Genomic DNA, 24357 nt, shown 5'->3' with positions numbered 1-24357 from the left:
TTTATAGACGTATTCTTAGTCTTAGGTTTAAAATTCTTGAGGTAAGGAAATTTGGCACGGCGAACTCATTTTTACTGTCCACGTCCCTAATCCAGGTGTTCGTTATAGCATTTTGATTGTTAAAAAGATTAAATATTTCAAAACCTAAAGTCATTTCTTTGAAGGAATGTAACCAATGATTGTCGTTGTAGTTTTTACCCTCACCTACAAAAATATAGGAAATTCCTAAATCTGCACGCTTATAATCTCTTAATCTATTCTGAAAAATATAGGGATCAGCGTTGTTGGGAGAACCACCTGGCACACCCGTGGTGTATACCAGATTTAAATACATCTTTAAATCTGGAATGGTAGCTACATAATCTTGAAATAAAATACCTAATTTAAATCTTTGGTCCGTGGGTCTTGCAATAAATCCCCTATCATTTCTATTTTCTTCGGTCTTTAAATACCCCAAACTTACCCACGATTCTGTGCCAGGGACAAAGGCCCCATTAAGGCGTACTTCTGCACCGTATACATAGGCCTTAGCATCATTATTAGCAGCATACCTAATGCGCACATCTTCCAAGGTATAGGCATTAACATTATCTAATTTTTTGTAGTAACCTTCGCTAATTAAGGTAAAGGGTCTATTCCATAATTGAAAACTATACTCGTTTCCCACTACAAAATGAAGCGATTTTTGTGCTTTTACATTAGGATTTATGGTTCCCGTAAGGTCTCTTAATTCTCTGTAAAATGGGGGTTGGTGATATAATCCTGTAGAAAACCGGAACAACATATCTTTATTCCAATCTGGTTTAAGGGCTATTTGTGCTCTAGGACTAAATACGAGTTGTGATACTTTTTCTACATTGGTACCACTTACGGTCCAGTGATGGGCACGTATGCCTATATTGTAATAGAGGTCATTATTGTTCCACTTCTTTTGTGTCGCCATTTGTGCAAAACCAGAAAACCTATTGGTTTTAACGAAATTAATAGCATTTAGGCCTGTAAATGGTACCAAAGGGGCGTTAAAAGGAGTTTCTGGTTGGTTATTAATGAATTCGGGATTTATAGGACGTACCGAAAATCCGGCGGAATCTATAAATTCAGATTCTCTTAATTGATCCCTAATATCTTCATGGGTATATTTTAGACCCCACTCCAAAACAGTGTTTCCATTCTTATGAATGCCTCTATGGTTTAAATTAAAAATTAGGGCGTCTAAATCGTTTCTAGATCTATTGAATTGGGAACCTATACCTCTAGCGTTTTGAATTTCGCCCAGACTTTCACTGCCTAAATTACTATCTACATCTCCCAATTCGTAAGAAGCTATAATATCGGAATATTCTTCCTCAGTAGTATGGTAAACGGACGATATTAATTTAAGTGTTGTTTTCTCGTTTAAATAATAATTTCCTTTTAGAGCGCCTAAGGCCGTGGCAAATCTATTATTTTCCTGTCCCTCATAAAAAACGACTAAAGCTTTGGGTTCGTCAATAGTTCCAAAATTTGTTTCTCGTTTTAGCGGTTCGTTTCGATAATTGTTTACCGATAGGTTTCCAAGAAAATTCAAATTAAATTTATTTGAAATGCTGTAGGTCAAATATGTTTGAACATCCGTGAAGGAGGGATTTAAATTTCCTTTTGTCTGCTGTGAGTTAACCAATAGCGCATTGTTTCTATATCTAACTCCGGTAATGCTACTCAGTTTTTTATTTTTAGATATGCTTTCAAGACTAACACTTGCGCCAAGTAAACTAAAATCTCCCTGGGCCGAGAACCCTACTGGATTTTTATATGTGATATCGAGAACGGAAGACAACTTGTCCCCGTACTTGGCTTGAAAACCACCCGCAGAAAATTTCACATTCTTTACCAAGTCACTATTTACAAAACTTAAGCCTTCTTGTTGTGCAGAGCGCACTAGAAAAGGGCGATAGACTTCAATTTCATTGATGTAAACCAGATTTTCATCATAGTTGCCACCTCGTACGGCATATTGTGTACTTAATTCGTTATTTGAGGATACCCCTGGTAGTAGTTTAAGAATGTTCTCTACACCTGCATTGGCACCGGGTATTTTCCGAATCTTTTCTGGTGAAATAGAAAGTATTCCACTTGCTTCTCTTTCTCCACGTGGTGTTACGGTAACACCGTCAACCTGAATAACATCAATCTTTAAGACCGGATTAAATTCATAGGTCTCGTTCGTAGTAAGAATTAAATTTTCCAGTCTCGCCTCCTTATGGCCAATATGTGTAAATAATAGTGTTATTTCAGTATCGGCAGTAATCTGTAGCATGTAAAAGCCATCCTTGTCGGTTGTTGTACCCATTGCGCCTGAAGTGATATTAACATCTGGTAATGGCATATTACTTTCATCCAAAACGATACCAGTAATAGTAGCATTCTGGGCTTTACCATTAAAATGGTATACGATAAAAAACAGTACAAAGAATTTACAAAATTTCAAACGGTCTATTTTCTATAGAAAGGAGTGGTAAGCGTATTTTGGTTACCTACATTATCTGTAACGGTAACTTTAAGAACGCATTGTTTTTTACCCAATATCTTATCATCAAAATTATAGGTCAATGTTTTCTTTTTAGGTTCATATTCCATGAGTATCCATTCGCCGTTCAAAGTGGCGCTATAGCTGTCCACACCACTTAAATCATCAGATATGGAGACGCTTAGGTACTTGTAATTATTAAGCCATTGCTTTTCCTTGAAATTCTTGGTTTTAATTTTTGGTGCAATGGTATCTTTTGCTAACGTATAGGTTCCAAGATTACGGGTTCTTGCCGTAAATGTGTTTCCACGTTTGTAAGTGTTTAAATAACTGGGTCTTAATTTGCTGTCCAGTCTTGCGATAAATAATTGTTTTTGTTCTTCTTTGGTATATTTTGCGGTATCAAATGTTATGGTAAAATTACGATGCGCAGGAACGGTATTGGTATGTATTTTAACCGTATCCTCACCTTTTTCTAAATCGAGATAGAAATCCTCGTAAAAAGTGTTCGTCGGAAAATAAACCTTTGCCGCAGTAAGGTCAAAGTTGTTGGGCTTGTTGGCCACCACATAATAGGGTGTTTTTTTCTGCTGTTTTTTGATTTTCACTTGAGACTGCTTTCCTTCAACTGGGACAATCAGTTTAACCTGGTTGCCTTTTAAATCTTTGATAAGTAACTCAATAGTATAACTTAGGCCTTCTCTTATGGCTATTTCACCTTTATTATAGATTTCGTTGTAAATGCCCAAATTATTTCCAGGAGACTTAAAACATTTTTGGATACGTTGTCTATACTTTCCTAAATGATCATAATCTATAAGGGTATTTATATATCTCGTTTCTCCGAATGAAAAAGACTCAAAATCATACTCCGTATATACTTTTCCGTTAACAGAGAGGGAAACGGAGTACACGCCATTTCTATTTGCCGCCATGTCCTGCCTGTCAAACCCTATGAAGCCAACTCCTATTTTTCCTGTAGCTTCAACCTTATCAGCTAGGAAACTTCCATCTGGTTGTTTTGAAAAATTAACCTGAATCTTTTCTTGGCTCTGGTTTACGACCGCGGCCTGGGACAAGGGATAAATAAACAATTTTTCTAAGGTGGGGTTTGTGGCATCAGCTACGTCAATACCGTAAAGTAGCGGGTTTGTAGGTTTTTCAGAAATACTGCTTCTTATCTCAAAATGTAAATGTGGTCCTGAAGAACCTCCTGTATTTCCACTGTAGGCTATTAGCTCTTCTTTGTTTACTTTGAGTTCTCCATAGTCTGGAAAAACCTCTACCTCGTATGATTTTTTCTGGTATTGAATCCTCTTAATATACTCCTCAATTTTTGGTGAGAATTTTTGCAAATGTCCATATACAGAAGTATAACCGTTAGGGTGCGCCACATAAAGCACTTTTCCATAACCCCATAAGGAGACCTTTATTCGTGTAACCGTACCATCTCCTATGGCAAAAACAGGAAGCCCTTGACGTTGCTGTGTTTTAATATCGATTCCGGAGTGAAAATGATTGGAGCGCAACTCACCAAAGGTGCCCGCTAAAATTATTGGGATATCCAAAGGTGACCTAAATGCATCTTGGGGATAATTTTCTTGGGCTTGTGATAAAATGCTCACTAATAGGAGTAATGCTAGGGTAATTTTCTTCATAGCTTTCTTTAGGTAATACGAAAATAATTAAACGCTATTAATTCTTGAAGATTGTTGTAGTCAATTTGTATGCCACACGTTTCCCCTGGGTTTTGTTTAATACGTATCTCGGTTCTAAAGATTATTCGTGAAAAGTATGGTTAAGTCTCTTACGAATGTTAACTTTGTGTATATCGCATCGAATTTTGTTATGAGCGAATTGATTCAAATAGTAGATTCCTTAGAAAACAAGGTCAGCAAGTTGCTTCACAGATTAGAAGTGCTCGGTGATGCTAATAAGAATCTTGAAAATGAATTGATGATGATTAAATCCAAACAGGAAAACGTTAGTAAAACGGTGTCGGACTGGGAGGAAAAGTACAACTCGCTCAAACTTGCAAATTCAATGCTTGGCAGTAATACAAATAAGACAGAAGCAAAGCTTAAAATAAATACATTAATACGGGAGTTAGACCATTGTATAGCGCAACTTTCGGAATAATGATTTAAATACTATGTCAGAAAAGCTCAAAATAAAGCTTTCTATTGCAGATAGGGTTTACCCGCTGACGATAGAACCATCCCAAGAGGAGGGTTTAAGGAAAGCGGCTAAAAATATTGAACAGTTGGCCAAAAAGTTTGAGCAAAATTATGCTGTTCGGGATAAGCAAGATGTTTTGGCGATGTGCGCCTTGCAATTTGCCTCCAAAATAGAACAGCGTGGTATAGAACAAACGGAAGGAACCAAAGAAGCCGAAGAGCGTTTAAAAGCGCTTGAGGAACTGGTGAACGCCAAGCTAGCTCTTTAATAAAAAACGTTCTTTTAAATACATTAAGTTACTGCCCACATTGGTAATACCTTTTGACAAACTCAACATTAATTTGTTTAAAAAGGGTGAGTTTAGATTGTAAAAGCAGGCCTTCTCGTTTAAGGATCCTTGATCAGTCTGTTAGCCCTAAACCTGTTTTCCGGAGTTTGTACAAAACTTCTCCAATGTGGGCTTTTTTTATATAAATATTTTACACTATGGACAGTACAATGATAATTATAGCAGCAATTGTTGGTTTAGCGATAGGCTTTGCAATTGCAAAATTTATGGAAAAGGGTAAGGCATCCAAAACCATTGCAAATGCAAAAAAAGATGCCGGTAGAATTCTCAAAGAAGCCAAAATTGAAGGCGATAGTATAAAAAAGGATAAAATTTTTCAGGCAAAAGAGAAGTTCTTAGAATTAAAAGCGGAGCACGAGAAGGTAATCATAAATAAGGACAAAAAGATTAACGAGGCAGAAAAGAGGACTAGGGATAAAGAATCTCAAATTAGTAGTGAACTTGCTAAGAATAAGAAACTAAACGCACAATTAGATAGTAGATTAAAGGATATTGAACAACGCAAGGAATTCTATGAAAAAAAACAATCAGAGTTAGAAAAACTTCATAAAAGCCAAGTGCAACAATTAGAAGTTATTTCGGGGCTATCCGCAGATGATGCCAAGAGTGAATTGGTAGCCAGTTTACGTGAAACGGCGAAAAGTGATGCCATGGGATATGTGCAGGCTACAATGGAAGAGGCCAAACTAACTGCGCAACAGGAAGCTCGCAAAGTAGTCATCAATACCATACAACGCATAGGTACGGAAGAAGCTGTAGAGAATTGTGTTTCTGTTTTTAATATTGAATCTGATGATGTTAAGGGCAGAATTATAGGTAGGGAAGGAAGAAATATTAGAGCTTTGGAATCTGCTACGGGAGTTGAAATAATTGTAGACGATACGCCAGAGGCGATTATATTATCTTGTTTTGATTCTGTACGCAGGGAAGTAGCGCGTTTGTCTTTGCATAAACTGGTAACCGACGGTAGAATTCATCCTGCTAGAATTGAAGAAATCGTTAAGAAGACAGAAAAGCAGATTGAAGGTGAAATCGTTGAAATAGGTAAAAGGACCGTAATCGACTTGGGTATTCATGGATTGCATCCAGAATTGATCAAAGCGGTGGGGAGAATGAAATATCGTTCTTCTTATGGGCAAAACCTATTACAACACTCAAGAGAAGTTGCTAAATTATGTGGTGTTATGGCCTCAGAGCTAGGCCTTAATCCTAAAATAGCTAAACGAGCAGGATTACTGCACGATATAGGAAAAGTTCCCAATACGGAGGCTGAGGTGGAAACACCACATGCTATCTTAGGGATGCAGTGGGCAGAGAAGTTTGGAGAAAAGCCAGAAGTTTGTAATGCTATCGGTGCGCACCACGATGAGATAGAGATGAAGACTTTAATTTCTCCTATAGTGCAAGTGTGCGATGCCATAAGCGGAGCAAGACCGGGAGCAAGAAGACAAGTATTGGATTCCTATATTCAACGTCTGAAAGATTTAGAAGAGATAGCGTTTGGATTTAGCGGTGTGCAGAAGGCCTATGCCATACAAGCGGGTAGGGAGCTTAGAGTTATCGTAGAAAGTGAAAAAGTTAGTGATGACAAGGCTTCGGAACTTTCTTTTGAAATATCACAGAAAATACAAACGGATATGACTTATCCCGGACAGGTGAAAGTTACAGTTATTAGAGAGACTCGGGCTGTTAACGTAGCCAAATAAACCTTAGAATTTAAATAAAGAGAGCTAGAAATAGCTCTTTTTTTATGCCTTGTTCTTAGTTTGCTCAATCCAAAGAGTTAGGTCATTTTTTTCAGTGGAGGTTAGTTTTATTTTTTTTCCTTTGGGCATTTTTTTCTTAATGAATACCTGTTTATTGATTTCGTAAGCTAGGCTGTCCATATTCTCAAAAGTAAATATGTCTACTCTCTTTTTTGTAGCATGGCATACGTTACACTTGGTTTGTAAAACTTCGAAGGCCTTTCCTTTTTGAATTGTTTCCTGTTCAACTGGATCGTACTCATATGCTTTTGGTTCAATTTCCAATGCACTTAAGACAAAAAGTGAAAGAATATAATACTTCATAGTAAACCTTTATTACTTTTCATTTTAAGGCTAAATTTTTAATTGGTCAGGACAAAGAAATCTTTTAAACCACTTAAGATACTTTGCACCGCATACGAGGCAAGAATAAGCCCCATAATTTTACTGATGACCGTAATTCCGTATTCTCCTATTTTTTCCTGAACATAATTGGCGACCAGTAGTAACAAACTAGTTAGACCAATCACTACCAAAACCAGACCAGTTGTTAAGGCTTGTTGTTCTATGTCATAAACATGATTGTCCGTCATTAATACTACCGCCATTATAGCTCCTGGGGAAGCTATGGATGGTATTGCGACAGGAAATATGGTGACATGTTTGTAGTCGGAAATAAGATGTTTTTCCGTTTCTGGCTTTCCGTCACCAAAGATCATAGTAAGTGCGAAGAGAAATAGAATTACACCACCTGATATCTGAAAAGCATCTAAAGAAATGTCCATTCCTTCCAAAATTAATTGGCCAATAACAATAAAAAATAGTAAAATAAAAAATGCCACAATAGACGCTCTTATGGCAATTTTCTTTTTATGGGCTTTGTCAAAATGTTTGGTTGCCTCCAAGTATACAGGTACAGAACCCAATGGGTCTATTACCGCGATTAAAAATAAAATAGTAGTAAAAATTTCTGTCATACTATTCTATTCTCTTTCCTTGGGTGGTAAAGGATAATCCTTGCTGTCCGTACGTAGATATCATTACAGCTTCGAATAGTGGAGTAGCGGTTGCTTCTTTCTTTCCCCATTCAAAAATAAAATTTGCTCCCGTGCCACCTTTCTTATCCAATTCTGCTATGACAATTTCTAAGGTCTCCATTTTCTCCAAAGCAATGGGGTGGTTTACATACGAATGGATTTCATTACCCTGGGTGTCAAAATAAGCTGCTTTTAAAAGATAAATTGGTTCGGCGTCACTTGTATTTCTGATGCTTACAGTTGCCGTTAAATCCAATGCAGTATTTTCCGTATAACTATATATCTGAGAATATACGGATAGATATGACTTTCCATAGGTTAGTGAATCTGTTTCGCTAATGTTTACCTCTTTATTGGACCAATCTATGGCTTTTAGAGCTTCAGTTCTCTTTTCAATAGTATTACAACTCAATAAAGCTAAAAGTAGAAAACCAGTATATACCTTAACTTTCATTACACTAAAAATTATTGATTATCTCTATCTATGAAACTTAAACTATTCCTCTTCGCTAGAACTGGCGCTCTCTTCTTCAATTTCCTTATTCAGGTTATGCTCTAAAACATTTAGTTTTTTCAGTTTCGCTGTCCATGAGGCCAAGGCCTCTTTTTGACTTTCTACTTTTTTAATTACATCCTGTACTATAGGATTGTTTTCAGAGGCATTGGAAAAAAACTGCAGATTGGTTTCTAACTGTATAATTTCACCCTTGCTTTCGTTGATTTTTTTACGAATGAAACTGCGTTCATTCTGAATAGCCCTCTCTTGGTTATCACCGTTCTTTAGGCCTTGGATTTTGTTGCCGTATTTTAATAAATCAGATTCTTGAGCGCTTATTCCCAATTTATTAAAAAGAGCATCTATGACCCTATTGAATTTTTGATTAATGCTTTTTTGCTTGTATGGTACATGACCATAAGTTTTCCATTCAGAAACAAATCCCTTTATGATTTTAAGGTCATCCTCTTTTTTGCCACTTAACTGAAAAGCCTTCAAACGGGCCATGCAATCTTCCTTAAGCTTTAGATTCTCTTGTTCTTTTTTAAAACCATCATTTTTTGTAGCATGTAAACGGTCAAAGTAGTGATTGCAAGCTGCTTTAAAATCTTTCCAAAGTTTGTCCGAGTATTTTCTCGGTACATGACCAATTTTTTTCCACTCGCTCTGTATTCTTTTCATTTCGGCCGTAGCCACATCCCAATCTTCACTCTCTTTTAACGAATTCGCCGTTTCTAGTAAAGCTCTTTTACTATCCAGATTTTTCTGTTGCTCTTTCTTCAGGTTTTTATAAAAGGCATTTTTACCCCGATTGAAAGCTCTTACCGCATCTTTAAAAGAACTCCAAGTCTTTTCGTTATCTTTTTGTGGAACCTTACCGGCTTTAAAGAAAGCTTCTCTAAGCTCCTCTAATTTCTTAATTTGCTGTTGTAAGGTGGAATGCTTGTCGGAAACACTTTCTGAAAGCGCTAATATTTCGGCAATAATACCATTTTTTGCTTCAAGGTTTTGCTCGTTAAGTTGGTCAAGTTCTTTGAAGTAGTTTTGACGTCTTTCGTGGATGGTTTTTGTTGCCGCACTAAAACGCTCCCAAATTTCTTCTCGATGATCCTTTCCTACAGGTCCAATATCTTCTTTCCAAAGTTTGTGTAGTACCTGTAGTTCCCTAAAAGCCCTATTTAAATCGGTCTCCACGGCCAACGCTTCCGCTTGTTTTACTATCTTAAGTTTCTCTTCTAAATTATGCTTAAAATCTAAATCTCTAAGCTCACGGTTTATGTGAAGGAAGTCGTAGAAAATTTCAATGTGATGCTGGTACGTTTTCCAGACATCATTGTAATTGGCTCTGGGAATGGGGCCTGCATTACGCCACTTTTCTTGAATATCCTTAAAATTCTTGTAAGTGGTGTTAATATCTTCCTCAACATTCACCAGACTTTTAACCTCCTCTATTAGTTCTAATCTGAAGGCTAAATTTTCCTTATGGCTCTTTTCTAAGCTTTTATAATGCTGATTACGCTTATCGCGATAATCATTATATACTTCGTTAAACTGTCTTTTAGTTACGGAGTTATACCTAAAGTCTATTTCATTACCTCCATTGGCCACAAAATCTTCTTTTTTCTGGTCAATGAATTCTTGATATTTCAGATTAAATTCTTCGCGGATACCATCGACGTGTTTTTTAATGGCCTGTACCTTTTCGTTCTTAACAAGTTTCTGAAGTTCTCCGACAAGATTTTCCATGGACATTGAATGATAATCCAAAACAGGAATTTGATGTCTTTTTTCAGTATCCTTGTCCTCTGCGTCTTCAGCGTTATTGTCATCAATTTCCTTAATTACGTCTGGTTCAGAAGTTTCCTTATTTTCTTTAGCAATGGTTTTCGATTCTTCATTTTCGACAGCTTCATCCAAGGGTATTGTTTCTTCCTCAATGACCTCAGACGATTTAAGTTCTTTCTCCTGTGAAGCATTTAATTTTTCCTCTTGCTGAGATACAGTCTCCTGTTCGGTAGTCTCGTTCAAGATTTCCTTATCCGTTTCAGGAGTTTCTGGGCTAATTTCTGATATCTCGTTATTAGGCTCTTTTTCTTTGTCTTCTGACATTTTCCGTAATTAGGTTTTTACAAGATAGTAACAACCATAGGAATGGCAAAGAATAAGTATCTTCTTTTTAGGTCGATTTTCTTATGTGATATTTGATAAGTAAAGAATTAAAATTAAGCAATGGTCCTTGGATAAATAATAAATGACTTTACTAGTAGGGCTCCTCGTTCCAAATTTCCCAAGCTTTCTCAGCTTGCAGTTCTAGCATACGAAGCCCGTTGCAGGTTTCAGCCCCGTGTTTTTCGCCAGCCCTAAGAAAAGCTGTTTTTTCAGGATTGTAGATGAGGTCGTATAGCAAATGTTTCTTGCTGATTCCTGAGTAAGGTATCTTTGGTTTTTTGTCAATATCGGGGTATGTGCCAACCGGCGAACAATTAATGATTAAGGTATGGGCTTTAATGATATCGGTATTAAGATTGTCATAGGTAAGACCTTTGTTTTTACCACTTCTAGAGACGAACTTGAACTCTATTTGTAATTTTTTAAGCACGTAGGCAACTGCCTTTGATGCGCCACCTGTTCCCAATATTAATGCTTTTTTATGGTAACTTTTTAAGAAGGGCTGCAATGACATTTGAAAGCCATAGGTATCCGTATTGTAACCTTTTAGTACTTTATTCGTAATCTTGATGGTATTTACCGCTCCTATTTCTTTTGCGGATTCATCGATAGCATCTAAATAGGGAATGACATCTTCCTTGTAGGGAATAGTTACATTTAGTCCTTTTAAATGTGATGTATTGGTTAACAGTTCAGAAAACTCCTCAATGGTGTCCAAATCAAAGTTTTCGTAGCTATGACCGGTTAGTTTTAAGTTTTTGAATTTCTCACCAAAATAGCCCCTTGAAAAGGAGTACGAAATAGATCTACCAACTAACCCGAATTTAAACCGCTCTTTTTCTGTTTTTTCCATACCAATCTAGAAGTAATAAAATACTAACGCCTAAGACAACAAAGAATAATGCCCACCACGTTTCTGTACTTGTTGTATTGGGCCAAAAGCGTTCATAATTTATAATTATCTCTTTTCCATTTGTGTCAAGCATTAAATTACCGTTATTTGCCGTCTTGTAAATTGTTTTTTTCCACGGCCAAACTACACCTAGAGACCCCGTGATAAACCCTAGTATTACAGCTGTTGTTATATGTTTAAAATGCTTTAGGACGTAGCTTAGAATATGCGAAAGGGTTACGAGGCCAGTGGCGGAACCAAGGGTAAAGACCACTAAAATTTTCAATGTCCGTATACGTTCGGTATTATCGGTAAAACTAAAATTTCCTATTATAATTTCTGAAAAGGTGTCGTAGAGTGCATTAACGGAATCCACCAGTAAAAGTACGTAGTTCCCGAGTAGGATTAATATGAAAGAACCTGATAGGCCAGGTAGTGCCATTCCTGAAACACTGATCATTCCACAAAAAAAGATAAAAAGTAGGTTGTCATTTTCCTTTGCAGGATTTAAAAAACTTATGGCAATACCAACGACAAGTCCAAGCAAAGCAGCAACTATGGTTTTCTTTTTCCAATAGGAAAAATCCTTTCCTATGTAGTAAATAGAGCCCAGAATCATTCCAAAAAAAGCGGACCAGACATAGAGTTCCTTTTGTTCTAAAAAATAGTCTAATACTTTGGAAACGCTGAAATAACTCACCAACATACCAAATAATAGTAAGGTTAAAAACGAACCATTGATATATCTATAAAAGCTCTTAAACCTTCCATTCAGTAGTAATTTAAAGGCCTTAATGTTTATTTTTTGAAGGGAATAGATAAACTCTTCGTAGAAACCACCGACAAAAGCGACAATACCGCCAGAGACTCCGGGGACCTTATTGGCAGCTCCCATACATAGGCCCTTAATAACCAAGAAAATTTTATCGGTAAGGGAACGGTGTTCATACATTCAATTATGGTTCTTATTCTTTAGAAGCTACTTTTTCAAGTATAAAAATAAGAGAAAAACCAATTATAGCCGTTATTATGGCAAAGGTTAATTGGCTATCGCCCTCAAAAGCGAAAGGAGAAATATTCTTATCGATTATAATTTCTTTTTTTCCAATCTTAATTACTTCCAGCACTTTTTTCCATGGCCAAATTTTATTCAAAGAGCCAAGAATAAAACCGGTAAGAATAGCTAGTGTTGCGTTTTTGTAATTGGCAAACATCCATTTTAAGATTCTAGCAAAGCTTAAAATTCCAAAAACCGCTCCCAGTGCTACAGTGAGTACAATTTTAAAATCCTTGTCGTTTACCGCATCTAGTACGGTCTTATATGAGCCCAAAAGTACCAGTATAAAGGAACCTGAAATTCCTGGTAGGACCATTGCGCAAATAGCCAAAGCCCCTGAAAAAAATAGAAAAGGGAGGCTGTCCGTATTTGCGGAAGGTGGTAGTGTGGTAATATAATATGCGATGATAGTGCCTGCGATAAACAGTGCTATGGATAGGAAATTCCACTTTTTGATAGCCTTTGCAACAAAAATAACGCTTGCTAGGACTAGGCCAAAAAAGAAGGCCCAAACGGGTATGGGATGATTTTCCAAAAGCCAAGAAATAACTTTGGATAATGACAGGATACTTACCATCATGCCCACGAATAGGGCTAACAGAAAGTTGCCGTTCAACTGTTTCCAGAACATCTTAAAACCATCGTTTTTCAAAGTTTTGAACGTGGCTAAATTTACATTGTTAATAGCGGATATGAACTCTTCGTAAATTCCGGTTACAAATGCTATTGTGCCACCTGAAACACCCGGTACTAATTCGGCAATGCCCATTGCCATTCCTTTTAAGGTAATATATACGTAATGGATAAGTTTTCTTTCCTCCATAAATTTAAAAACAAGAAATCAAGATGTTTTTTTGTAGTCGGCTAAGATAGTCTTAACCCAATCAGAATTGCCGTATTCCGGAAATTGTTTGTAGAAAAAATTTATTTTTTTAGCACCCTTGTCAAATTTTAGGGCATCTAATAAAGTTATCCTTGCATTAATCAAGTCATTGGCCGCTAATCTATAGCCTACTATGTTGTACAAAATCTTAAGATTTTCAGGATAAAACTCCCTGCCCTGAGTTAGGATTTGAATAGCAGCAGAGGTGTCCCCGTTTAAATGTACTATCGCTGCCCATTTTAACCAAGTGTCCAATTCATAGTTTCCTAAATCTACCACTTGTTTGAATGAAAAATCGGCTTGGTCGTAGTTCTTTAACGCTACATGAATTCTTGCTGATTTTTTCCAGTAGCTGGGATTACCTCCGTCAATGTTCAAAGCCTTATTGATGTAGTACAAAGCTTTTTCATAGTTCCTCTTTCTAAAGTAGAAATCTGTAATGGCCAGCCAGCCTTTGTCCAATAAGGGGTCTTCATGTACGGTTTGATAGAAATAGTATTTGGACATCTCATCATTACCAAGCTTTTCATAACATTTTCCTATTCTAAGAAAGGCGTGAGAGGTGGGGTCTTCAATACTTATGGTAGTTTCATAGTTTTCTATGGCATCTTTATATTTGCCCAGTTTTTCTAGTACTTTTCCTTTTTCAAAATAAGCACCTATAAATGAATCATCAGAAATAATAGCAAAATCAAAGGCTGTCAAAGCCTCTTGAAACATTTCTTTTGTAACATATTGTTTGCCTAATTGATGCCATGCTACTTCACAGTAAGGATTTGTGTCTAAATAATCGTTCAAGTATAGAATAGCACCTTCATAATCTTCTAGAAATTCAAAGCAGTAAATTACGTTGTAAAGCGAGGAATAATCTTGATTGTCAAATGTTACACATCGCATAAAACTTTCCTTGGCCAATTTAAAATCATCTAAGAATAGATACTCCATACCCATTAGGGAATGAATGTCAAAACTATTGGTAGAAAGTTCTAATGCTTTTTGCAACAGCGAAATTGCCCCCTGGTGATTATCTTTTTTTGAAAAAATATTGGCACGTTGAATATAGATTTCTTCGTTCTGAGCATCTATGTTCTGAAGTTCATCAAGATGTTTTTCAGCGGCTTCCAGATTATTCTCGAAGACCATTACTTCAACGTTCAGCAGTTTAAGCGCTATAGAGGCGGGGTGTTGTTGTAGTCCAATTTTTATTCCTTTTTTAGCTAGGGCAATCTTACCATTATTCAAATAATGATGAATAATGTCTTCAAAATCTTCGGCATCAAAGAAGTAGACATCATCTGTCTTCAGCATTGATTCAAACTTGGTTATGGGCTTGTCCGGTCTTTCGTTAGATTCTAACGCCATAGAAACTCTTTGGTTATACTATGGATTTAAAAGTAAGCTTTTGAGACTATTTTTATATCCATCCGTATCCTATATTATTAACAAATTAGTTAACAAATTATTGTTGTAATTCGTCTAGTATGTCGCGAATTATAAAACATCCTTTCTTAATTTCTGCTTCGGATATGGTTAGGGGAGGAGATATTCTAACGGCCTTGGGTTCAAATAACAACCAAAAAAGAATAAGACCTTTTTCCATTGCTTTTAGTACAAGCTCATTAGCTAAGTTTTCATTTTTTAGGATTAAAGCGAGCATTAATCCTTTTCCTCTAATTTCATTTATCGAGGGGTGTTTTAAAAGATGTTTAAATAGTTTTTCTTTCTTGGGAATTTCATCAATTAAGTTGGTGTTTACAAGCTCTTTTAAGGTAGCTAAACTGGCGGCTGCAATGACCGGATTACCTCCAAAAGTAGTAATGTGACCTAACTTTGGGCTATGTTGCAACGAATGCATAATTGTACTACTCGTGGTAAATGCGCCTACGGGCATTCCCGAGGCCATACCTTTGCCCATCACCAAGATGTCCGGGATACAATCGTAATGCTCAAAGGCAAAAAGTTTTCCGGTGCGTCCAAAACCAGGTTGTATTTCATCCAATATTAACAAAGCGCCCACTTCGGTACAGCGTTGCCTTACTTTCTCTAAATAACGGTTCGTTGGAACGATAAATCCTGCTCCGCCTTGAATGGTCTCTAAAATTACGCAAGCTGTTTCTTTAGTTATTCGTTTAAGCTCACTAGTTATGTTAAAATGTATAAAAGAAACATCGGGTATAAGTGGTCTAAATGCACTTTTACGCTCTTCATAACCCATTAAACTTAAACTTCCCATAGTGTTGCCATGGTAGGCATTATGGGCAGAAATAATTTCTGTTCTACCTGTATGTCTTCTAGCTAGTTTAATGGCTCCTTCAATAGCCTCTGTTCCAGAATTCACTAGATAAGTGGTATTTAAGGGCGCTGGGAGATTGGATGCCAAGAGTTTTGTGTATTTCACTGCTGAGTCCTGTACATATTCACCATAGACCATTACATGAATGTACTTTGCAGCCTGTTGCTGTACAGCGGAAACCACTTTTGGGTGGCAGTGTCCCAAGCTACAGGCGGAAACTCCGGCGACAAAATCTAGATGAGGATTCCCTTCTTTGTCAAAGATAAAACTTCCTTTGGCGTGTGAGATTTCCATACCCAAAGGATATGGTGTGGTTTGGGCCTGATATTTTAGGAAATCGTCAATCATGAAAGCGCTACTTTACCTTCTTAGGTACTTTTGTTTGTTTAGGGTCGGTCGCTTGGTTATTAGGTATGTTGTTAATGGGGTCTGATTCATTCTGACTACGTTCCTCTTCCTCGGCATCAATATCTATAGGATTGTCTATACCTCTTATAACTACCAGTTCAATGTTATTGTCGTCCTCATCAAAAATATCATCTTTGGTTAGGATACGCTCGTCACCGCGCCAGACGAAACCTTTTAAAATTCTACTATTTTTTGGTAAATCCTTTTCTGGGAATATATCCCCATCAGGATCTGTGAAAAAGGTTAGGTCTTCTATATCATTGTTTTCCATTACAATACGAATGGAACTACAAATGGTTTTATCTATCCCGATTAGTTCATCGTCGTCATTGTACATGTAGTATATAACTTCGGTATTTTTTATGAGGTCTATTAGCTTTAGTTCATTTTCAATGAATTTCCCAAAAAGGTCTTTTCCCTTCGCCTGATTGTAGCCTTCCATGCTAACACTGTCCAGGGATATAACGAAAGCATTATCCAATACTTTTAAGGAATCTAGTTTCTCCGTTTCTAGGTTAGATTTTAAGTGAATGCTATCTCCGGTCATTTGATTGGGGCCGTTCCAAATAATAGGATTTTTTATAAGTTGGGTTATACCCGTTGCTTCTTCTGAATGAATGGAATCGCATTTGCCGCTCAAATCGGTCTTAAAAAATTTTGCATTTCTAAACGCACGTAATATTCTTGCTTCCGGTTTGCCCGTAACCATTAGCGTGTCTCCATGAACATACAAAGAATCTAGTTCCTGAACAGATATGGAAACTGCTCTTTTTGTGGCGAATACAGAATCCTTCGCTTTGTGTACTTCGGCGTAATGTGCGCGAATTATACCTTTATTGATAGTGTCCGTAACGGTGATGTTGTTGGTTGCGGATGCAAATTCTTTTGCTTTATTGAAGTAAACACTGTCTCCTTCTACAATTCTGTTATTATAATCTATGCGTGTATTTTTTATGCCATATCCGCTTTCTACCTTAGTATCATAAAATCCACGTTCACAATAGATGGTATAAGCTTCGCCAACTATGGTAGATGGGCCATACATGTAGGCATTCTTTGATGTGGTGTAGTAATCTAATTGCTCGGAATCTAAAATATATTCGGGATTGTCTATATGGACGCTATCTAGGAATTGATATTTTTTTCGCTCCATAAAATACCTTCCAATTTTGCTTGTAAGGGTATTTGCAGAATCTACAACCGTACCATTATCGTGATAATAAGCTTCTTGTTTTTCGCGATCCATCCGCAAGGTATCCGTTCGCAGGGTCATATCAGAATTGGTCAGAACAACGTTGCCCCAGGCTTTTGCAAGTTTTATATCGCCCTTGTAGTCTATTCTTTCACTGACCATTTCTACAGAATCCCCTTGTTTTAAGAGCACATTTCCTCTAGCTTCCAGTCTATTCTCTTTTTGAAAAAATATGGCAATATCGCACCATAAATCTGCCCCTTGGTGCTCAAACTGCACCTGTCTGTCATCTTTACTAAAGATAGATGCGCCAGGATAAGCCTTTTCGTTTTTAGTGAAATTTGCTCCGTAAACGATGTTGATTTGCTTTTTAGCTACCGAATCATTTTCATTTGCACTTACCGTAATTTGAGAAGAGACTGTGCTGCTTAAAGCTAAAAACAAAATAAGAAATAGATAATCTTTCAAACTGCTAAATTTGTTCAAAAATAGAATAATTTTGAGCAGTGCTGCTTAATTTGGGATACTTTTAATAGTGATTACTGAATAGTTTCTGGTCTAAGATTTGGTTTGTAAATAGTGCCAAAACCAGAGTTATTGGGTTCAAAGGGCTGGTCTAAACTTACATTAGTTCCATCTAGCGGTATTTGATCCTCTTTTCCCAAGGCCCAAAAAATCCCATTTAGCGCAATTCTGCGTACAACGGGAAGTTTAAAATCGTAAGGATGCCCGAGTGTAGTGAAAAATACTTTTGCTTTTTTTCCCGAGGACCCGGTGTAGCTTTTTGTCCAAGCTACAGGATTGGTCAGTGGAAACTCATCAAGCCTACCTTCCATTTCATGTTTTGATTTTAAGGAATGCCCTTGTAAAATAGGTTTGGAATCCCCAAACAATTTCCATGAACCGCCATCTACGTGGTATAACCAAGAATAGGCTTTGAACGGATTGAAACCTCTTAAAATAGGATGCTCACTTTTCAATGATGCTATCTGGGTAACGGGAAACTTACCATCATCAAAATGTCCGTGGTGTGTAATCCATTGTTGTCCAAAAACCTTAGTAGGCCACTCATCATTCCAATATTCAAGACTAGGGTCTTTGTATTTAAATGCATGGGTCGCAGTTCTGAAACCGACTATAGGCTTTCCTGATTCGGCATAGTTCACAATATAATCCCTTTCATTTTTTGGTAGCGTTCTATACCTTGTGAAAATAACCATCAGATCTGCCGTTTCCAAAGCTTCTAAATTGGAAATATGATCGGTGTTGTTCGGATTAATTATACCAATGGAATCCAACGCGTAACAAACTGTTACTTTGGCATTCAGTTCTCTTTTAGCAAGCCTAGCGAGCATGGGCATTGATTCTTCAGAACGGTATTCTTCATCTCCGCTTACAAAAACAATATGTAACGGGGTATCGACTTTAGTATCCGCAGGTGTTAGTTTTTTGCTCTTTTTTTCCGCACAACTAGCGATTAGAATTAGGAATGCTAATAGCGGCATTATTCTGACACGTATCATTTTTAAACTATTTTTCTAGTGGATATTCTTTTAGTAGTTCATCTGGAGTGTAAAAGCCTTTTTTATCTTTTGTGGCATCCCTAATTTCTTTCACTTTTTCTGGAGCTATGACTGAGGCTCTATTTCCAAAGGCATTCCTGACATAAGTTAGTACAGCGGCGATTTCCTCGTCGTTCAATAAGCCTCTGAAAGCCATCATCGGTACCTGACCATCATAATCGTTTCCCATAACGCTCATTGGTCCGTACAATCCGTTCAATGCCAATTTTATAAGTCTTTCTTCGTTGCCCGTTACCCACTGTTGGTCTACCAGAGTTGGATAACCGGATGCCTGAAGTCCGGCACCACTTTCTTGGTGACAGGTAATGCAATACCCTTCTGTTTGATAAATAGCTTTTCCTTTTGTAAACGCCTTCAAATCATCACCTTTTAAGTGAGAGGCTACGAGTCCCGTTCCGTCCTTGGATAGGAAATCACCCGATAGTCTGTTCATGGCAAAATCATATGCGGGCTGCATCCACTCGTCCAAAGGGTATTCTTTTGCTACCGAAAGAATTTCCAAACCATCTTTATCGTTTAACCAGGATGCGGCTGTAATCGCCTCTAAACGCACTCTTCCATGGGTATCCGCCGCCGCTTTTTTAAATAACTCAATACTATTTGGTATTTGATGTTCCATATAGCGCAGTACCCTGACCGATGCAGCCCTAACTTTATGATTTTCCGATTCCAATAGGGACTTAAGTAAATCTTTATGAACTTGGTTTAATCCCCAACTTACCCAAAGTCCTTCCAGTCTATGATGTTCGTAGTTTTCATCATCTTTATTTAAATTACTTAACCAATTGTCCAAGCTGCCCAGTACTTTGTCCTTATCTTTTCCTCTCAAAGCCCTACGAGAACGGTACCTTGTTCGATATTCAGGTAGTTTTAAATTATTTAATAGTTCACCAATACTTGCATCTGCCACTTTTGCCGGTTGCACTAATGGTCTGGAAGGATAGGTGATTCTATATATTCTGCCATGTACATGATCTCTCAACGGATCTCTGGCATTGTGTTGCATATGTCCGATGAGTACATTATGCCAATCCACTAAATACAGGGATCCATCTGGAGCAAACTCCATATCTACGGGTCTGAAATTTTTATCGCTACTGACGATTAAATCCTGTCTGTGTTTTGTTTTGTAGCCCGTACCATCTTCCATGACCTGATGCTGTTTCATTCCTAAAAAGCCAATGGAATTAGCCAAAATCATATCTCCTTGTACATTATCTGGAAAATGACTGCTCGAAACAAATTCCATACCTGATGTGGGCCTCACCTTGTGCGCATCTTCAATCAAGTCTTTGGTTAATGGCGCGGCGATACCATAAATGGATTTTAGCGTGCTAGGCGTCATCCATTGTACGGTAGGTCCAGAGGTGTGCAAAAAGAAATCTTGACCCCAGTCGTCGAACGCTATCCCCCATGGATTTGGAATGCTAACTTGTACTGCTCTATCTAATTTTTTTCTTTGAGGATTATATCTGTAAAAACCTCCATTGGTTCCTCTTACCGGTCCATACGGGGTTTCTACATTGGTATGTAAAAACACTCCCTCTGCCATATAAAACGCTCCTGAAGGATCGGCGCAAAAGGCAGATATGTTATGATGTGTGTCATGGTCATCAAAACCGCTTAATATTATTTCTTCTTTATCTGCCTTATCGTCTCCATCAGTATCGGTAAGTAGTTTTAGATTGGTGCCTTGGCTTATATAAACTCCCTCTGGGGCAAATTCAAACCCTAATGGTAAATGTAAATTTTCTGCAAATACAATTTGTTTATCTGCTTTGCCGTCATTGTCCGTGTCTTCCAGAATTAATAATTTATCGTTGGGGCGCATGTCTCCAGGCTTGTAATGGGGATAGGAGGGAAGTGTTGCTACCCAAAGCCTGCCCTTGTTGTCAAAAGATAATTGGGCGGGATTGGCAAGGTCGGGAAACTCACTTTCGGATGCGAACAAGGCTACTTTATATCCTTTGGGAACTTTCAATGTATGAATTGCATCTTCGCCATAAAGATAATTCTTGGGGTCATCCGAACTTCCTAAATTATAGTTGGTTTCTACTGGAGGCAACGTGGTTGTTTTAAGGTCTGCACCTTTTACATCATAATTTAAATTTTGAACCGTTGCCCATATGGCGGTATCTCGTATAGCTGTCATTTCACGTATCTTCTCAATTTCAAAAGGGTAGTTGTCCGGTCCATAAGGAGCGTGTCTTCTGCCATAGACATGTACGCCATTGGGAACTTTATAATTATTATGCCAGAAAAAATTCTTTTCTTCCACAGAAGATTTTACAGCTGTCTTTAAACTGGTATTCGCAATGGTGTTTTTTCCAGCTAGTGCTGTGGCTATATAATCTGAAAATATTTGGTATCCCTTGTCGTTCATTTGAAAACCGTCAATAGTGAGCTCGTCTTCTTGCTCGTACCACTGTAGGGAAGGGGTATAGACATCAATAAAGGCAACCTGATATTTCTTGCTAACTGATGCTATTGCTTCCGTATAAATTTTCAGATTCCTATTCTCGGCTTTACCATTTGGGAGGTCATACAAATCTGATAAGTTTTCAAATGCTATTGGTGATACCAGTACTAATTCCGGAGGATTTTGTTCATTATAGTTCTGATTTTGAGTATGCGTGATAAAAGCTTCAAGTTCATTTTTGAAATTTTCAATTCCTTTTTCTTCTTCAAAAGATTCGTTGTAACCAAAAAAGGCAATTATTATATCTGCGTTAAGTCTATCTAACCACTCATCCGGGTATTCAAAAACCCCTTCACTACCTGAATTTTTGGCAAGTTCAGTTTGAAACTGTTCTGCATTGGGAAATGCCCAGGGTGTATTTCTTGAAGCATGAGGTCTAAAACCAGGGGTGTCCCCGCCATCGCACATATTTCTAATAGTTAAAGAATCTTTAGGAAAACGTAAATGCATTTCTGTCTCAAAATACCCGTAATTCATCATTCTTGATCCTAAATTATTTCCAATTAGGGCTATGTTCGCATTAGGGAGTACATTTACTTTCGCTTGTCTTTCAGGAGAGCAGGAGATAACTACACCTAGAAGGAAAATCCCATGAAGTAGATTGAAATAGGAACCCTTGAAGCTGTTTTTCATAGAAGGAGATTTAAGATAGGTCGATTTTATATTCATATATTACTTTTAAATATAATACAAAAAAGCCACCTATTGGTGGCTTGAAAGAACAGATGTGTTTTTTGAAATTAGTTTGAATTACCTGTTTCATAAGCTTTTAGAAGTCTCTGTAATCACCTTCTAAAAATGCATTGGCCTCCTCTTCCGAGAACTTGGCCTTTTCGTTATCCCAGTGTAAAGTTTGATTAGGGAATCTTCCCGCAATAACCCCTAGTAAGATGGTTTCCGTTAATCTAGAGGCATAGGAAAATGGTGCTGTGCATTCATCTTTACCCAGACAGGCATCTACAAATTGATGGTAGTGTTTCGGACCTTCCGAAGCATAATCCCTAATAGGCTTGCCCATATTGTTCGCTTTTTCAACAGCGGTTATTTCAGTAGAAATATCAACATATTTACCATCTACTATCTTTTGTGGTAGTTGCATAAAGTGGGGTAATAATAACCGCCCTTTCTCCCCAATGAACATCGCCCCTTGGTCAGGTAACTTACCGGCCTCCGCTGTTTTCGTTTCCAAAGACATTTTATCTTCCATAGATGCGTTCTTTTTATCGCCATTGTTAGATATTTTTCCATTGGCTCCTGGTAAAAATAGGTCTTCATGCATATCTGGAGCACCTGGGCCATCATACCATACCCACTTTAAAGTGTCTGTTGTATATTCCGTGCCCGGAAATTCATAGGTAACGTTGTTATTCTCTGGGAAGCCAAAACCGTTTGGAGTTCTACACTCGTTTTTTATGGTCATAGGAACGTCTAAAGCTAGCGCGTTGTAAGGGGTGTCAAATATATGAACCCCCATATCTCCTAAGGTTCCACAGCCATAATCTACCAGTTTTCTCCAATTGCCAGGATGGTAGACATCTTCTTTATAGTTTCTTTCAGCTGAGGTACCCAACCAGAGATTCCAGTCTAAAGTGCTGGGTATGGGGTCTTTTCCTTCTGGAACTGGCCCATCATAACCCCAATTTTTCGGAGACCAAGCCCTCACGGTATGCACTTTTCCAATAATACCGGATTGAATTAGTAGCGTGGCCAATTTATAATCATAGAAGGAATGAACCTGTATTCCCATTTGAGTGACCAAACCCTTTTCCGCAGCCAATTTTTTCATGGAACGAGCTTCAGAGACGTAGTGTGTCAATGGCTTTTGACAATAAACGGATTTATTCATTTCCATTGCCATCATGGATGCGGGGGCGTGAGTATGGTCTGGAGTAGACACGATAACCGCATCAATATCATCAGCCATTTCTTTTAGCATAATCCTGTAGTCCGTAAAAGTTTTTGCATTTGGATGTAGTTTTTTAGCAGCTGCTAAATTATTGGAATCCACATCACACAAAGCAGTAACATCTACATCGGCATGAGATGAAATATCTCTTAAGTCTTCACCTCCCATATTACCAACACCTATATGAGCTGTTCGTAATCTAGTAAGCTTCTTTACCTCAGTGGCTGCTTGCTTTTCCTCTTTACAAGCCATAACAAATGAAGGCATAATAGCGGTCGTGGATGCTAATAGGGCTGATTTTTTTAAAAATTCTCTTTTTTTCATGGATGGCGGTTATAGTTTTTTAATTTTTATGTTTCTGAACCAAATAGGGCTGGAATGGTCTTGAAAGCCTATGAAGCCCGTCTTGTATTTTCCATAGTCCTCACTGTTTTTCCACTTATCGGAATTCTTTTTTTCGTACCATTCTTCTGACCAGGGAACAAAAGATACCACCATTTTTCCATTCAGCCAATGTTCAACTTTTTCTGGAGTGAAAACAATCTTGGTGGAGTTCCATTCTCCTACAGGATGTAATACCTTATCCTTTGGGTCCGCGGGATGCATGGCGTAGTCAGATGCTGTCTGTTGCAATGGTTTTAATTCCTCTGGTTTTTCGGTATATCCCAGACTGCTATTGTATGCGGTTAAATCATGGATTCTTGCATAGTTCTCATCATCTATAAGTTGATATTCTGGTGATACTTCGGGTGGACTATCATATCCTTCTTTTAAATGATAGAAAATACCGCTGTTACCACCTTCTGGAAGTTTCCATTCTACATGTAGCTCAAAGTTCTCGAATTCTTCCGCGCCGTAGATGATATCTTTTCCGCCCTTGTAATCTTGTTCAAGACCTAAAGCGGTGTCAAAAGTCAGTTCTCCATTCTTTGCTACCCAGCCAGGAGGTAAGGTTTTACCATTATAAGCTCTCCATCCTTTTGTACTGGTTCCGTCGAAAAGAACAATCCATTCTTCTTCTGTTTCGGCTACAGGAGCAGTCTCGGGAGTTTCCTGTTTTTTCTCGGTCTTACAGGCCATACTAAGAATAACTAGTGCTAGAAGTGTTTTTATATGTTTCATCTTGTGTAATTTGATTAATGAAACTTAATAAAAAAATAAATGGCGTTAAGCTTTTTTTCGCT

General features: G+C 37.7%; 19 protein-coding genes and 1 other RNA gene. 4 read left to right on the top strand and 16 right to left on the bottom strand.

Annotation, left to right across the window (positions count from 1 at the left end; genetic code table 11):
* Window position 1: 1 nt before the first annotated feature.
* Both SJY09_RS07135 and SJY09_RS07130 read right to left on the bottom strand, forming a co-directional pair.
* Window positions 2-2467 carry a carboxypeptidase-like regulatory domain-containing protein gene (locus tag SJY09_RS07135; protein ID WP_396638271.1) on the bottom strand — a complete coding sequence of 822 codons (2466 nt, stop codon included), beginning with the start codon at window positions 2465-2467 and terminating at the stop codon, window positions 2-4.
* Window positions 2468-2472: 5 nt separating this feature from the next.
* Complete coding sequence (locus SJY09_RS07130; RefSeq protein ID WP_396638270.1) at window positions 2473-4164, bottom strand: M23 family metallopeptidase; 1692 nt, start codon at window positions 4162-4164, stop codon at window positions 2473-2475.
* Between the two features lie 190 nt (window positions 4165-4354).
* On the opposite strand from SJY09_RS07130, the gene SJY09_RS07125 reads away from it, so the two are divergent.
* From SJY09_RS07125 to rny, 4 genes are all read left to right on the top strand, one after another.
* Window positions 4355-4645: a hypothetical protein gene (locus SJY09_RS07125; protein ID WP_396638609.1), complete on the top strand. Its 291-nt coding sequence runs from the start codon at window positions 4355-4357 to the stop codon at window positions 4643-4645.
* A 13-nt stretch (window positions 4646-4658) separates the two neighbouring features.
* Window positions 4659-4952 (top strand): cell division protein ZapA, encoded by a 294-nt coding sequence (locus SJY09_RS07120; protein ID WP_396638269.1) that lies wholly within the window; start codon window positions 4659-4661, stop codon window positions 4950-4952.
* 60 nt (window positions 4953-5012) lie between these two features.
* A non-coding RNA gene (gene ssrS, locus SJY09_RS07115) (6S RNA) lies at window positions 5013-5121 on the top strand.
* A 49-nt stretch (window positions 5122-5170) separates the two neighbouring features.
* Window positions 5171-6739 carry a ribonuclease Y gene (rny, locus tag SJY09_RS07110; RefSeq protein WP_396638268.1) on the top strand — a complete coding sequence of 523 codons (1569 nt, stop codon included), beginning with the start codon at window positions 5171-5173 and terminating at the stop codon, window positions 6737-6739.
* Between the two features lie 42 nt (window positions 6740-6781).
* Here rny and SJY09_RS07105 read toward each other — a convergent pair whose 3' ends face one another.
* The 14 genes from SJY09_RS07105 to SJY09_RS07040 all read right to left on the bottom strand — a co-directional run bounded on the left by SJY09_RS07105 (window position 6782) and on the right by SJY09_RS07040 (window position 24295).
* Window positions 6782-7102 carry a hypothetical protein gene (locus SJY09_RS07105; RefSeq protein WP_396638267.1) on the bottom strand — a complete coding sequence of 107 codons (321 nt, stop codon included), beginning with the start codon at window positions 7100-7102 and terminating at the stop codon, window positions 6782-6784.
* A gap of 38 nt (window positions 7103-7140) precedes the next feature.
* A complete protein-coding gene (locus SJY09_RS07100; RefSeq protein WP_396638266.1) occupies window positions 7141-7755 on the bottom strand; it encodes a MarC family protein in 615 nt (204 codons plus the stop codon).
* A 1-nt stretch (window position 7756) separates the two neighbouring features.
* Entirely contained in the window at window positions 7757-8269 is a 513-nt protein-coding gene (locus tag SJY09_RS07095; RefSeq protein ID WP_396638265.1) for a DUF3124 domain-containing protein, read from the bottom strand.
* 42 nt (window positions 8270-8311) lie between these two features.
* The gene (locus SJY09_RS07090) at window positions 8312-10420 is read right to left on the bottom strand and encodes a DUF349 domain-containing protein (protein ID WP_396638264.1); all 2109 of its coding nucleotides are present in this window, start codon (window positions 10418-10420) and stop codon (window positions 8312-8314) included.
* A 151-nt stretch (window positions 10421-10571) separates the two neighbouring features.
* Window positions 10572-11333 carry a shikimate dehydrogenase family protein gene (locus tag SJY09_RS07085; protein WP_396638263.1) on the bottom strand — a complete coding sequence of 254 codons (762 nt, stop codon included), beginning with the start codon at window positions 11331-11333 and terminating at the stop codon, window positions 10572-10574.
* Complete coding sequence (locus SJY09_RS07080; protein WP_396638262.1) at window positions 11305-12324, bottom strand: DUF368 domain-containing protein; 1020 nt, start codon at window positions 12322-12324, stop codon at window positions 11305-11307. Before SJY09_RS07080 ends, SJY09_RS07085 begins: the two co-directional genes overlap by 29 nt.
* A 13-nt stretch (window positions 12325-12337) precedes the next feature.
* Window positions 12338-13252: a DUF368 domain-containing protein gene (locus tag SJY09_RS07075; protein ID WP_396638261.1), complete on the bottom strand. Its 915-nt coding sequence runs from the start codon at window positions 13250-13252 to the stop codon at window positions 12338-12340.
* Window positions 13253-13270: 18 nt separating this feature from the next.
* Window positions 13271-14674: a tetratricopeptide repeat protein gene (locus SJY09_RS07070; protein WP_396638260.1), complete on the bottom strand. Its 1404-nt coding sequence runs from the start codon at window positions 14672-14674 to the stop codon at window positions 13271-13273.
* 97 nt (window positions 14675-14771) lie between these two features.
* Entirely contained in the window at window positions 14772-15953 is a 1182-nt protein-coding gene (locus SJY09_RS07065; RefSeq protein WP_396638259.1) for an aspartate aminotransferase family protein, read from the bottom strand.
* A gap of 7 nt (window positions 15954-15960) precedes the next feature.
* Window positions 15961-17673: an OstA-like protein gene (locus SJY09_RS07060; protein WP_396638258.1), complete on the bottom strand. Its 1713-nt coding sequence runs from the start codon at window positions 17671-17673 to the stop codon at window positions 15961-15963.
* A 71-nt stretch (window positions 17674-17744) separates the two neighbouring features.
* The gene (locus SJY09_RS07055) at window positions 17745-18728 is read right to left on the bottom strand and encodes a ThuA domain-containing protein (RefSeq protein WP_396638257.1); all 984 of its coding nucleotides are present in this window, start codon (window positions 18726-18728) and stop codon (window positions 17745-17747) included.
* A gap of 7 nt (window positions 18729-18735) precedes the next feature.
* Entirely contained in the window at window positions 18736-21900 is a 3165-nt protein-coding gene (locus SJY09_RS07050) for a PVC-type heme-binding CxxCH protein (protein ID WP_396638256.1), read from the bottom strand.
* Window positions 21901-22036: 136 nt separating this feature from the next.
* Window positions 22037-23497 carry a Gfo/Idh/MocA family protein gene (locus SJY09_RS07045; protein WP_396638255.1) on the bottom strand — a complete coding sequence of 487 codons (1461 nt, stop codon included), beginning with the start codon at window positions 23495-23497 and terminating at the stop codon, window positions 22037-22039.
* Between the two features lie 9 nt (window positions 23498-23506).
* Complete coding sequence (locus SJY09_RS07040) at window positions 23507-24295, bottom strand: DUF1080 domain-containing protein (protein ID WP_396638254.1); 789 nt, start codon at window positions 24293-24295, stop codon at window positions 23507-23509.
* Window positions 24296-24357 lie beyond the last annotated feature (62 nt).

Origin of the sequence: Maribacter sp. R77961, assembly GCF_044594925.1 — a bacterium.
In the GTDB taxonomy this organism is placed as follows: Bacteria; Bacteroidota; Bacteroidia; order Flavobacteriales; family Flavobacteriaceae; genus Maribacter.
The sequence above is the reverse complement of the archived record's forward strand: the minus strand, read 5'-3'. Positions and strand labels throughout refer to the sequence as shown.